We start from the raw sequence: 13623 nt of genomic DNA on the forward strand, positions 1-13623 counted from the left end.
TCGTATTCAGTCTCTCAACTGATACCCTCTTTTTCCTGTCTGAGCTCATTTGCAATATTGCTTAGTTTTTTCAAACGATGGTTAACACCGGATTTGCTTATGGGATTGTCTAACATTTTCCCAAGCTCCTGCAGTGAACTGTCAGGATACTCAAGTCTTAGTTCGGCAATCTCTCTCAATCCGTCTGATAACGTACCAAACCCCATATTACATTGAATATACTTAATATCTTCTATCTGCCTGGCGGCAGTATTTACTATCTTTGTTATATTTGCTGTCTCACAATTCACCTGTCTGTTTACGGAATTCCGCACTTCTTTGACAATACGGACATTTTCAAATTCCATAAGTGCCATATGCGCCCCTATGACATTTAAAAAATCGACTATCTGCGCTCCTTCTTTTATATAAACAACCTGATATTTTTTTCTCTCAACAATTTTTGCATCAATGTCAAAAGCACTCATTTCCTCTTTTAACTGCTCTGCAAGTTTTGCTGAAAGAACAGCTATTTCAAGATGATATCCCTTTTCAGGATTCGTCACCGAACCAGCTACCATAAATGCTCCTCGAAGGAATGCACGCTTGCAGCACATATTTTGTACTATAAGCTTATTTACCGTTCCAAAATCACCCCATTGATTTTCATCACTCAACAGTTTTATGGTCTTTAACACTTCTATTACAAGTGCGCTGTCTTTTATACATATAAAATAATTTTTTGACTGAACCTGAAGATTATGTGTTCGTATCATTACCTCAGGTGAAGTATCAAACATACACTTTAATAACATATAAGATTTCTTTGCAACTGTCAAGTTCTCTGTTCGCATTTCAATATAATTATCATTTTTAAAATCTTTTTTTATATGTCCCGTAAGTGCAAATATTATCGCAAACTGTGCTATCTGACAATGCCTTCCCCTGTCTGTCTGTTTTCCTATTTCTTCTTTTACATCACTTGCAAATGACATGTACTACTCTCCCTTTATTTTTGCATCCTTCTCAATATCTCTATGTTCTGTTTTCAGACTGTACGGAAGTTCCTGCATATGTTTTGCCAATGCATTTGCCAATGAAACGGAGCGATGTTTTCCGCCTGTACACCCTATTCCTATGACAAGCTGATTTTTCCCTTCTGTTATATAATTAGGTATAAGGAATTTCACCATATCAAACAACTTTTCGTCAAACTGCTTTGCCTGTTCTGATTTCATGACATAATCAAACACCTCAAAATCATTGCCTGTTTTCTTTTTTAGTTCCGGTATATAGTATGGATTGGGCAGAAATCTTACATCAAACACAAGGTCACAGTCTGCCGGTATTCCGTATTTAAAACCAAATGATAATATCGTAACAAAAAAGTTCTGATACTCTTCATTTTTGAGAAATATTTTATCTATCTCCTGTTTTAATTCGCGTACAAGCATATGACTTGTGTCCATTATATAATCTGCACGTTTCTTTATAAATTGAAGTTCTTCTCTCTCCGCTTCTATTGCTTTATCAACCCTGCCCTGAAGTGCAAGCGGATGATTTCGTCTCGTCTCCTTGTATCTCTTAACCAAAACATTGCTGTCCGCATCAAGAAAAAGTACTTCATACTTATAACCTTCATTTTTCATCTCGTCGAGAATTTTATCAAGATATGAGAGTCCCTCAAGATTTCTTATGTCTATACCAAGTGCAAGCTTATCAATACTGTCAGTTTCACATATAAACATTTTTGTAAGTTTTGGTATAAGTTTTACCGGCAGGTTATCAACACAAAAATATCCGATATCTTCAAGCATTTTAAGCACCGAACTTTTTCCGGCTCCTGACATTCCCGTAACTATTACAAAACGCATATCCATCCTCATTTCTCCTGCCTTTTTATCAGGCTTTTAATTCCAACCAAGTTTTCTTACTTCCATTTCAAGAGTAACACCAAATTGTTTCTCAACCTCTTCTCTTACATGGTTTATCACGGCTTTTGCTTCTTCACATGTTCCGCCGCCCATATTTACCACAAAACCACAGTGTTTTTCAGATACCATGACATTTCCGACTCTGTAACCGCGCAGGCCTGCATCATCTATAAGTTTTCCGGCAAAATATCCCTCAGGTCTTTTAAATGTACTTCCGGCACTTGCATACTCTAATGGCTGTTTATCACGCCTTCTCTGCGAAAAATCTTTCATCTTGTCGAGTATTTCACTTTTATTTCCTTTTTTCAATGCAAATTCTGCCGACAAAACAATCATTTTTTCTTTCTGTACAATGCTGTTTCTATATGAAAGTTCGAGTTCATCCTTTGTAAGTTTTACAACTGTTCCATCACTCATAAGCACATCCGCACTTACTATGACATCCTTTATCTCCCCTCCGTATGCTCCGGCATTCATAGATACCGCTCCGCCGACTGTCCCTGGAATTCCTCCTGCAAATTCAAAACCTGTAAGCGAACTTTCCGATGCAAGTACAGCTGCCCTTGAGAGCATTACACCCGCCTCTGCATATATATAAGTTTCGTCACCGTCTTCTCTTTCTATATTTAAATCCTTTAAACTTTCAGTAGATACAACTATACCGTCATATCCTTCATCTGCTGCCAAAATATTACTTCCATTTCCAAGTATAAAATAATCACATTTTTCATTTTTAAGTAATTCTATTGTTTTTATTATCTTTTCTATATTATCAGGACTGACAAATACTTTTGCCGGACCTCCTATTCTGAATGTAGTATGTCTGCTCATAGGTTCCGACTCTGCTACTTGTTTTTCTCCATTTATATCGATAAGTTTTTTTACAATTTCAGATACGACCATATCGTCCTCCATTCTTTTATTTACCCCATATATTTATATCACAATGGTTATGAATGTTGCAAGCTTTACATTTTGGGGCTGATTTTATGACGCAGGGATTGATATAGTTTTATATAGTTTTATATAGATTTTTAAATTTTTTTTAAAAAGTACTTGATTTTTTCTTTTAGATAGGTTATAGTATAACTCGTTGGTGCGAAAGCATCACTCAAATATGTGCGCGTAGCTCAGCTGGATAGAGCGTCTGACTACGGATCAGAAGGCCGGGAGTTCGAATCTTCTCGCGCACGTTTGATTATCCTCGTATTATGAATTGTCATGATATGGGGATTTTTGTTTTTATCTTTTTATTTATGGTTTTATTTATGGAATGAGGTTTATATGTTTAAAACTTTGATTAAAGAGCTGTCTACTACTCAGATTATCGCCCTTGGTTTTTTAGGTACAATTTTCATAGGTGCTTTTATTCTATGTCTGCCTTTTTGTTCTTCCAATGGCACTTTTACTCCTTTCATCGATGCGTTATTTACTTCAACTACCTCTGTCTGCGTGACAGGTCTTGTTGTTGTCAATACAGCCTCTCACTGGAGTTTGTTTGGAAAAATCATAATTCTTATACTTATACAGCTTGGCGGTCTTGGTATTGTATCTTTCGTCACCGGTATTATGATGATTGCCGGAAGCCGTATTACTCTAAGTGACCGTCTTCTTTTGGAAGATGCACTGAATCTCAGCACACTTAAAGGATTGGTGCGCTTTTTGAAATTTATTTTTAAAGGAACATTTATAATAGAAATAACCGGTGCAATATGTTACAGTTTTGTTTTTATTCCGGATTATGGGCTGATAAAAGGATTGTGGTTTTCTCTGTTCCATTCGGTGTCTGCTTTTTGTAATGCAGGTATTGACCTGCTTGGCGAAAACAGCCTTGAAATATATGCTTCAAATGTATGGATCAATCTGATTACAATGTTTTTAATTATCTCCGGCGGAATAGGTTTTATAGTATGGAAAGATATTATGGACGGTTTTAAAAATCATTTTATAAAAGGATTTTCTTTTAAAAAATGTTTGCAAAAACTCAGGCTTCATACAAAAATAACACTTATCACTACTGCTATTTTAATTTTTGGCGGTGCATTGCTTATATTTCTTCTTGAATATACAAATTCAGATACAATTGGTAATATGAGTTTTTCAGGTAAGATAATCGCCAGTTTCTTCCAGTCTGTTACACTTAGAACTGCCGGTTTTGCTACTTTTTCACAATCAGGATTGAGACACGGTACCGTCCTTTTATGTTATTTTCTTATGATTATCGGCGGTTCCTCAATAGGTACGGCAGGCGGAATAAAAACAACAACCGCAGCCACCTTATTTTTAAGTACACGGGCAGTTGTAAAAAATAAAAACCACCTTTTTGTATTCAGAAAAAATATACCGCACCAAACTGTCACTAAAGCTCTCGCAATAACAATGGTCAGTATATCTTTTCTGTTGCTGGCATCCTTTAGCCTTTACCAGGCTGAAGGTGGTTCAATGGTCGATGTTGTCTACGAGACAACAAGTGCAATCGGAACTGTGGGACTGACAAGAGATTTCACTCCAAAACTTCATCTTTTAGGAAAACTTATTATAATCATATGTATGTACCTCGGTCGTATAGGCCCGATTTCAATGGTTATCTTCTTTAATAATGACAGCAGGAAAGAACTTGTATCTTTCCCTCACGAAGACATTACTGTTGGCTGATAAATTTAATTCACACAGCTTTTTGTGTTACAAAGAATTTGAGTCTGTGCGCACCTGACTCAAATCTTTTATATTCAGAAAATGTGCGCAGAAATGAGGATTGTATGGATAATTCATTTGCTGTTATAGGACTTGGAAAATTTGGCAGAAGTGTCGCAATAGAACTCACAAATACCGGTGCTGACGTTCTCGCCATTGATATTGATAAGGAACGTGTTCATTCCGTTGCTGATTTTGTAACATGTGCCGTTGCCGTCGATGTAAGAGATACAGAGGCTATGGATACTCTTGGTCTTTCAAATATGGATGCCGTTGTTATAGCTATCACTGGAAAACTTGATATAAGTATTCTCGCCACAATTTATGCTAAAGATGCAGGTGTTGGTACTGTTGTCTGCAAAGCACAGGATGAAACTCACAAAAAAATCCTTGAAAAACTTGGTGCAGACCAGACAATAATGCCTGAACACGAAACCGGAATACGTCTGGCAAGGAAACTTTCTAACAGACGTGTTATAAATTTTATGGAAATATCAGATAAATTAAAAATGGTCGAAATTGATGTAAAAAATAACTGGGTTGACAAGACACTCAGAGAACTTGACCTTCGCAACAAAGAAAACCTGAATGTGATAGCAATCAGAAAAGATACTTCATCAGAATATGAAGTAAATCCCTCTCCCGATATAAAACTCACAAACAATATGACCATGCTTATCACCTGCGATGTTAAAGACCTTGATAAACTTGTGTAATTTTTATTTTGAACGAAAAAAAACTGCCACAGAACAACGATAAAATCGTGATACTCTGTGGCAGTTTTTAACAGTGATTATTTTTTATTTTGTATTGTCAGATAAGTGATTCATAAAGCTTTGTAATATCTTCTACACTTGTCTCTTTTGGATTTCCCGGACGGCATGCATCATCATATGCTGACTGTGCAAGGAATGGAATATCCTCTCTCTTTACGATTTCTTTAAGGTCATCAGGTATTCCAACATCTTTTGAAAGCTGTTTTACGGCATCTACTGCTGCCTTTCTGTATTCTTCCTGTGACATGTTTTCTGTTCCTTCAACTCCCATTGCTTTTGCTATATCACGATACTTTTCCCCTGTAGCTTCTGCATTATATTCCATAACCGTAGGAAGTATGATTGCATTTGCAATGCCGTGTGGTGTATCATAAAGTGCTCCAAGAGGATGTGCCATACTATGTACTATACCAAGACCTACATTTGAAAATCCCATACCTGCAACATACTGTCCAAGTGCCATGCCTTCTCTGCCTTCTGGTGTATTGTCAACTGCTCCTCTGAGTGAACGTGAGATTATCTCAATTGCCCTTAAGTGGAACATGTCTGAAAGTTCCCACGCACCTGCCGTAATATAACCTTCTATCGCATGTGTAAGTGCGTCCATACCTGTTGCTGCTGTAAGACCTTTTGGCATAGATGACATCATATCAGGGTCTACAAATGCCACAAGCGGAATATCTTTAGGGTCTACACAAACCATTTTTCTGTTTTTCTGCGCATCTGTTATAACGTAATTGATGGTAACCTCTGCTGCTGTTCCTGCTGTCGTAGGTACAGCAAGGATAGGCACTGATTTATTCTTTGTCTCAGCAACTCCCTCAAGACTTACAACATCTGCAAAATCAGGATTGTTGATAATAATTCCTATTGCTTTGGCAGTATCCATAGAAGAACCGCCACCGATTGCTATAAGATAATCTGCTCCTGATTTTTTGAAAGTTTCTACACCTGTCTGAACATTTTCAATAGTAGGATTTGGCTTAATATTTGAATAAAGTTCGTAGTCAAGGCTGTCCTTTTCAAGAACATCCAAAACTTTCTTTGTAACACCAAATTTCACAAGGTCAGGGTCTGAACATACAAAAGCTTTCTTGTAACCTCTCTGTTTAACCTCTGTAGCAATCTCTGCAACAGCTCCTGCTCCGTGATAAGATGTTTCATTTAAGATAAAACGATTTGCCATAATTTATCTACCTCCTATATAATTGTATTTTTGATGCCACGGATTGCTCCATTGCATCATATAATAACATTATTTTTGTACATAACTGCCAATTATTTTTGCACAATCAACATTTTTATATATACATTATACAAATCATATCAGGATAAATCAATATAAATTTATGGTTGTAGTTATAATATTTTTTAATCGTATTCCTAAATTAAAATACCGTTGCAAAGTACAAGTCCGAATACGGCAGATATGAGAATAAGCACTCCGTTACCTGCCTTAACCTTTAACATAAGAACAAGATTTACTATATAAATAATAAATGTAATTACAAGTGTTATTGCTACTTTGCCGCCTATGGCAAGTCCTGTTGCAATGTTCTGATATATCATTGACACCATGACATTTAATAAAAGTCCGGCTATTATAGGTCTAATCCATCTTCCTATAAGTCTGAATACTGCTATTCCCTCAAATTTTTCATATAAATAATAAATTATACAAAATACAACCCCCGATGCAGCCACACTGCACGCAAATCCAGCAAGTGCAACCCCGAAACCTTCAAGTATGCTGTTATTTATATCGTATCCGATGAAATATCCGATTCCGGCAAGTGTTTTACATAAAATCGAACCCGGCAATACATTAACTATTGATACAAGCTGGCTGTAAAACTCACTTTCCCTTATCATTCCAGTACTTACAAACATACCGTCAGCTACAGACAAATATGCATCTCCGCCTCCGAATGATATGATTGATGAAGCAAATCCTCTCAAAAGATAAAGCCATGTATCTTTTGTTATTATTACCGCCGGTATCGAAAGGATAAGCAAAAACAGGAACCATGTAACCATTTCTTTTGTGAATTTCGCAGTTGTAAGTTTATTGCCTGATTTTAAAATTTCCTCTTCAGGTCTTTTTCCTTTGCTCATACCATATCTTGTACAGATGCAAAGTCCACGGATTGCAAGTACAAACATTAACACCTTTAATCCTGTTTCAAGATACGCATTCTGGATAATCCCTGCTTTTCCCACACAAAGTACATATAATATAATTATTATTCCTGATACTAGCGTATTTTTAATATTAAATCTGCAATGTGTATAAAAAATCCCAAAGAAGGCTATTCCCAGAACCTGAACTGTTGACAGACCAAATATCGGCGAAGCTTTTATACCGAGTATACTGTAAACCGATTTTCCGCATGATAATAAAAATACAGCTATCATTATCACAAATGCACGCTGAAACCTCTTTGTACTCTCTTTTTTGGCTTCCTGCATGCTTTTTACGGCATACTGTGTAAGAAGGCAGCTTATAAACGCAGTAAGTCCGATAGACAGACATTCTATCTGTACAAAAAGCTGTTCATCAACTTTTGACAATACAGACAGCATAAGTACAGTCATAAGCACTCCCGGAAAAGCCATAAGAAATGCAGCAAGTGCCATTCCTCTTGCACCATACGCGCGCTTTCCAAGACCTGTCGCAATCTCTACAGGAAGTGCTCCCGGAGTGATACTGGCGACAATAACATCCTTATCATATTCACTTTTTTCAACTATTTTCTGGTCTTCTACAACTTCTCTCTCTATAACAGGTATAAGAGCTGTTCCTCCACCGAAACCAACAACACCTATTTTAAAAATCGAAGCCATCAGTTTAAATTCTTTTTGTATATTTGCCTTCATATTTTAAATTCCTATCTTTTTTCTATATCATATAGGATTACTATGAATAAGGCAACCCTACTCAAGAAAAAAGTTGATTTATATTACAAAATCAAATACTTTTATTTAATTTCATTACAATATTAGATACATTATATTTAGTAAAATCTGACAAAGACAGTATACAGAATTTTTATTGCTATATACTGTCCTTTGTCTATAAGTGTTTCTTTAATTCCGAATATATATAATCAGCTGTCTCTTCTATTGTTCTGCCTGTAGTATCTGCTTCAATATCAGGTGCTTCAGGTGCCTCATAAGGACTTGAAATTCCTGAAAAATCTGCTATTTTTCCGGCTCTCGCCTTTTTGTAAAGTCCTTTTACATCTCTTCTTTCGCACTCTTCTATAGGTGTGCTTATATAAACTTCAATAAAACTGTCCTCACCTATTATTTTTTTTGCATTCCTTCTATCCTTTCTAAAAGGAGAAATAAATGATGTAAGTACAATAACTCCCGCATCATTCATCAGTTTAGATACTTCAGCTATACGTCTTATGTTTTCAACCCTGTCTTCCTCGCTGAATCCAAGATTTTTATTTAATCCCATTCTGACATTATCACCGTCAAGCACCATAGTCTTTTTTCCGTAAACAAACAATCTTTTTTCCAATTCATTTACTATTGTAGACTTGCCGGCTCCTGATAACCCCGTAAGCCATATTGTTTTAGGCTGCTGCCCCATTTTTTCGGCACGAACCTCTCTTGTTATGTCCATATTATGCCATGTAAGATTATTTTCCGACTTTGCTGTTGTATTTTTTGATTTTGGTAACTGCTCCATATTTTCCTCCATATTTTGCCAGGTTGTCTGTAATTTATCCCTCCCTAATGTAGTACAACTAAAATTAAATCTTTAATATATTCATTATACTAAAACGCTTGATTTTGCATCAATCATAAATATTAGATGCCACGGATTGCTCCACTATATTACTTTATAATACGAATCTCATTTTTTAATTTATGAACCTCATCATCATATTCAACATATACATGATATTCATCTTTCTCAAAATCGTTTAAAGGAATTGCAAATCCCTCTTTTTTATTCACAAATTTTACATTTTCCATATCTTTGACATATGAATGCTTCTCTCCGATAAAATATATTTTATCTACCGTTCCCGGTCTCATATTACACAAAAACAAATCATCACATATTCTGCCGCTCCCAAAGAAATATCCGTCTGTCTTATTTTCAGACAGTGCCGGCATAATGCCTTCAAACTTTTCTAAAGGATTAAGTTTTCCTAAAATCGCATTGTCATTTTTCTCCATTGATACACAATAATCTTTTATATCCGGTGCAAACGGCCATGCATTAGAAAAAACTTTTTTGATACCTGCACCGTGCAGTTTTTCTCCTGTTGCTGCATCTATCTCTTGGATTATACCTCTAACACCCCCTGTTTGTGTTCTCAGATAGCCTTGAGCGACCAAAAGATACTTTTCATCTTGTGAATGAAGCACTCTTGAAAATCTTATTGAACTTGGTACCTCAATACATTTTTCAACTTTTAATGACATGTCATTCTCGTCTATGTCTATTATTTTGACCAATGAATTTTTTACAGACCGCTTTCCTCCGGGTACAATCACTTTCCCATCAATTTTGACAACATTTCTTATATCAAACAATACTGCTTTCTGTTTCCCGTTATTGTCCTCCATAAGAGATGTATATTCAGGCAACGAACATATTGGTATCTTTGCGCTCTTCTCATCATTCACAGATATATCCTTTAGTACATATTTTTCTGCTTTACTGTCTTTCCATACCTGCTGCGGTGCTATAATCCACTCAATCTTTTGTTCATTCCAGTCAATATTTATAACAGAATTCAATCTCTTTGCAGTTATGAGAAGCTTGCCACTATTATACTCAATATACGATGTATCAATCCAATTATCGTACTGCCTGTATTCTTCTCCTATAATGGCATGTATGTCACAATATTTTACAAGCTCCCCCGTATTTAAATTTAATTCTGCTATTCTGTCTGAAAGATGTTCATCATCAGATGACGTTATAAAGAAAAGTGACTCTCCATGCTGGGCTATGGCTCTTCCTATTTTGTGTTCAAGAAGATATGTCTTATAAACCCTTCCCATATAATCTATCTCATGATATCTGCATAGTGTAACTTTTCCATACTTATCAACTCTGTTCGCCGTCTTATCTACAAGAAGAAAATGCCCATTTGCAAGAGGAATCATACCTAATCTTCCCGTTTTTATCTGAAGCGAATATCTTACATCACCATGCCCGTCAATTGCTACAGGACTTCCTATGGCAGTATTTAACAGTATAAATCCAAAATGTGACATTTTCATGTCGTTGTCAGATACCATCTTTCTTATGTTTTCCTGAATCGGAGACACATATATCTGTAACATTCTGTGCTTGACAACTTCACCATTTTTATCAACAAGTTTAAGGTCTATCTTATTATTTCTTCCTCCATAAAGTCCAAGTATAGGAACTCTGTGTCTTGTAGTAAATCCTGTCTCACCCGTAAAATCACAATCAGGTGTATCACCGAGAACTCTGTACACAACTTTATACTCTTTTGAAGAATTAAACAAAATAAGTGCTGTCTGCTTTGCGACACCATATGGATCAGGTATCACAAGCATATATTTGAATGTGTAAAGATGTCTGTCCAATATCTTTTCAAATGCATAATCCCTTACCTGTGCCTGAAAACTTTTCTGCATTTCCTTTTTGAACGGCGACATTACCCTCTTTTCTTTTCTTTCAAATACCTCTGTCTCGTACATCCTGTCCAATTTGTTAAGGTCACTTACACTGTAAGTCATCTTTCCGCCATTCTTTACTTCAACAAATAATTTTTTCATATTTATTAGCCTTTCAGTTTCATTGTAAGCTGAATCCTCTTTTTCTCAAGATCAACACTCATAACTTTAACATCAACTATATCTCCTACACTTACTACATCAAGCGGATGCTTTACAAATTTACTGTCAGAAAGTTCAGATATATGAACAAGTCCGTCCTGGTGAACTCCTATATCCACAAATGCACCAAAATCAATAACATTTCTTACCGTTCCTTTTAATATCATTCCCGGTTTTAAATCTTTCATTTCAAGCACATCTGTACGAAGTATAGGTTTTGGCATCTCATCACGCGGATCTCTTCCCGGCTTCTCAAGCTCCTTTACGATGTCTGAAAGTGTTATTTCTCCTATGCCAAGTTCCTCTGCCATTTTAGCTTTATCTTTTATGCGGTACTCAATGCTGTTTTTAACATTTTTTCCTGACGTTGATGAATTACTCTTTTTGTTATTTGATTTATCTTCATCTTCATTAAATTCAATGCCGTCACCATCACCTAAAGCCTTCATAAGTGCAGCTCCAAATGCTGAATTTTTCTTTTTAATGACAAAGTCTTTTTTCTTTTTCTTCTTTTCAGGATTGGCTGTTTCTGACTTCTTTATCTTATCATTTGTCTTTGCGGCTTCTGCCTGTATCTCCTTTAATTCATCCTGGGAAATTCCCAATTTTTCCAAAAGTGCCTCCGCTGCCTCATATGACTCAGGGTGAACGCTTGTCGCATCAAGAGGATTATCTCCTCCCTCTATTCTTAAAAATCCCGCACATTGAAGAAATGCCTTCGGTCCAAGCTTTGCTACTTTTAGAAGCTGTTTTCTGTTTGTAAATTTACCATTTTCCTCTCTGTAAATTACAATATTTTTTGCTATAGTTTTGCTTATTCCTGAAATATATTCAAGAAGCGATGCGGATGCGGTATTTATATCCACTCCGACTCTGTTTACACAGTCCTCTACTACTCCCGTAAGTGTTTCTTCAAGCTTTTTTTGGTTCATGTCATGCTGGTACTGACCTACACCGATTGATTTTGGGTCAATCTTTACAAGTTCTGCAAGTGGGTCTTGAAGCCTTCTTGCTATCGATGCGGCACTTCTCTCTCCAACATTCAAATCCGGAAATTCCTCTGTCGCAAGTTTGCTTGCTGAATATACCGACGCTCCTGCTTCATTTACAATAATATACTGAACAGGCTTTTTGATTTCCTTTAACATATCGGCAATTATAAGCTCGGATTCCCTCGATGCTGTTCCGTTTCCTACTGATATAAGCGAAATATCATATTTATCAATAAGTTTTTTTACGGCAGCCTTTGTTTCTTCTATCTTATTTTGCGGCTCCGTCGGAAATACTACAGTGGTATCAAGCACTTTTCCCGTACTGTCAACTACTGCAAGTTTACATCCTGTTCTGAATGCCGGGTCCCAGCCAAGTACGTTTCTTCCCTGAATAGGTGGCTGCATAAGAAGCTGCTCGAGATTTTTACCAAATACCTTTATCGCTCCGTCCTCTGCCTTTTCAGTAAGTTCATTTCTTATCTCACGCTCTATCGCAGGTGCTATAAGTCTCTTATAACTGTCCTCTATTGTCTCTGAAAGAATTTCGTTTGTATTCGGATTGTCATTTGTGAGCACCTTTTTCTTCAGATAGCCTATAATTCTTTCTTCCGGTGCCTCAATCTTTACCGTTAGGAATTTTTCTTTTTCTCCTCTGTTTATTGCAAGAATTCTGTGTCCGACAATCTTGTCAAGTTTCTCCTGAAACTCATAATACATCTCGTAAACCGACTTTGCTTTCTCGTCTTTAGCATTTGAAATAAGAAAACCTTCCTGCATTGTTATGTTTCTTATGTACATACGATAATCTGCATTATCGGAAATAATCTCAGCTATTATGTCTTTTGCTCCCGATACAGCATCTTCTGCGGAATTGACTTCCTTTTCCTCTGATATGTAATCTCCGGCTATATTTTCTATAGGTTCTGTAGTTGTCTGCTCAAGGATAATATCTGCAAGCGGTTCAAGACCTTTTTCTTTGGCAATTGTTGCTCTTGTTCTTCTCTTTGGCCTGTATGGTCTGTAAAGGTCATCTACAACAACCTGTGTCTGTGCCTGCTCTATCTGGGCTTTAAGTTCCTCTGTAAGTTTTCCCTGCTCCTCAATACTTGCTATAACCTGTGCTTTCTTTTCTTCAAGGTTTCTAAGGTATGTAAGTCTCTCATTAAGATTTCTAAGCTGCTCATCATCAAGCGAACCATGTGCTTCTTTTCTGTATCTCGCAATAAAAGGAATTGTGTTCCCCTCATCTATAAGTTTTATTACAGCTTCAACCTGCCACTTTTTTATTTCCAATTCCTCGGCAATCTTTGCCGCAATATCAAGTCTGCTTTCCATGTTACTCTCCATTCATTCAAAAAAAACAACAATAGACGGCTATAAAATAGCCGCCCACTGTCAATTTATAAGTAG

11 protein-coding genes and 1 tRNA gene are annotated in these 13623 nt (G+C 36.4%); 3 read left to right on the top strand and 9 right to left on the bottom strand.

The features are described 5' to 3' along the window. Window positions 1-14: 14 nt before the first annotated feature. The 3 genes from whiA to murB are packed head-to-tail and all read right to left on the bottom strand — an operon-like array spanning window position 15 to window position 2816. Entirely contained in the window at window positions 15-974 is a 960-nt protein-coding gene (gene whiA / locus ACZLXV_RS02800) for a DNA-binding protein WhiA (protein WP_482382436.1), read from the bottom strand. A 3-nt stretch (window positions 975-977) separates the two neighbouring features. Beyond that, entirely contained in the window at window positions 978-1853 is an 876-nt protein-coding gene (gene rapZ / locus ACZLXV_RS02805; protein WP_482382437.1) for an RNase adapter RapZ, read from the bottom strand. 36 nt (window positions 1854-1889) lie between these two features. Continuing rightward, entirely contained in the window at window positions 1890-2816 is a 927-nt protein-coding gene (murB, locus tag ACZLXV_RS02810; protein WP_482382438.1) for a UDP-N-acetylmuramate dehydrogenase, read from the bottom strand. A gap of 216 nt (window positions 2817-3032) precedes the next feature. Here murB and ACZLXV_RS02815 point away from each other — a divergent pair. Next, window positions 3033-3106 (top strand) — tRNA-Arg (locus ACZLXV_RS02815). Between the two features lie 126 nt (window positions 3107-3232). On the opposite strand, the gene ACZLXV_RS02820 is transcribed toward ACZLXV_RS02815, so the two are convergent. Further along, on the bottom strand, window positions 3233-3388 hold the full coding sequence (locus ACZLXV_RS02820) for a hypothetical protein (protein ID WP_482382468.1): 156 nt from the start codon (window positions 3386-3388) through the stop codon (window positions 3233-3235). Between ACZLXV_RS02820 and ACZLXV_RS02825 the strand changes: the two genes are divergently transcribed. Then, the gene (locus tag ACZLXV_RS02825) at window positions 3366-4568 is read left to right on the top strand and encodes a potassium transporter TrkG (protein ID WP_482382466.1); all 1203 of its coding nucleotides are present in this window, start codon (window positions 3366-3368) and stop codon (window positions 4566-4568) included. The genes ACZLXV_RS02820 and ACZLXV_RS02825 overlap by 23 nt on opposite strands. A 104-nt stretch (window positions 4569-4672) precedes the next feature. Continuing rightward, window positions 4673-5323 carry a potassium channel family protein gene (locus ACZLXV_RS02830; RefSeq protein ID WP_022225274.1) on the top strand — a complete coding sequence of 217 codons (651 nt, stop codon included), beginning with the start codon at window positions 4673-4675 and terminating at the stop codon, window positions 5321-5323. Between the two features lie 97 nt (window positions 5324-5420). On the opposite strand, the gene fucO is transcribed toward ACZLXV_RS02830, so the two are convergent. The 5 genes from fucO to ACZLXV_RS02855 form a co-directional block, all read right to left on the bottom strand. Continuing rightward, window positions 5421-6569, bottom strand: a complete 1149-nt coding sequence (gene fucO, locus ACZLXV_RS02835; protein WP_482382439.1) for a lactaldehyde reductase — start codon at window positions 6567-6569, stop codon at window positions 5421-5423. Between the two features lie 197 nt (window positions 6570-6766). Continuing rightward, complete coding sequence (locus ACZLXV_RS02840) at window positions 6767-8260, bottom strand: chromate transporter (protein WP_482382440.1); 1494 nt, start codon at window positions 8258-8260, stop codon at window positions 6767-6769. A gap of 196 nt (window positions 8261-8456) precedes the next feature. Then, window positions 8457-9083 carry an adenylyl-sulfate kinase gene (gene cysC / locus ACZLXV_RS02845; protein WP_022225271.1) on the bottom strand — a complete coding sequence of 209 codons (627 nt, stop codon included), beginning with the start codon at window positions 9081-9083 and terminating at the stop codon, window positions 8457-8459. 149 nt (window positions 9084-9232) lie between these two features. Continuing rightward, window positions 9233-11161 (bottom strand): aryl-sulfate sulfotransferase, encoded by a 1929-nt coding sequence (locus tag ACZLXV_RS02850; protein ID WP_482382441.1) that lies wholly within the window; start codon window positions 11159-11161, stop codon window positions 9233-9235. A gap of 5 nt (window positions 11162-11166) precedes the next feature. Then, entirely contained in the window at window positions 11167-13548 is a 2382-nt protein-coding gene (locus ACZLXV_RS02855) for a Tex family protein (protein ID WP_022225269.1), read from the bottom strand. Between the last annotated feature and the right edge of the window lie 75 nt (window positions 13549-13623).

The organism is Butyribacter sp. (assembly GCF_056818865.1).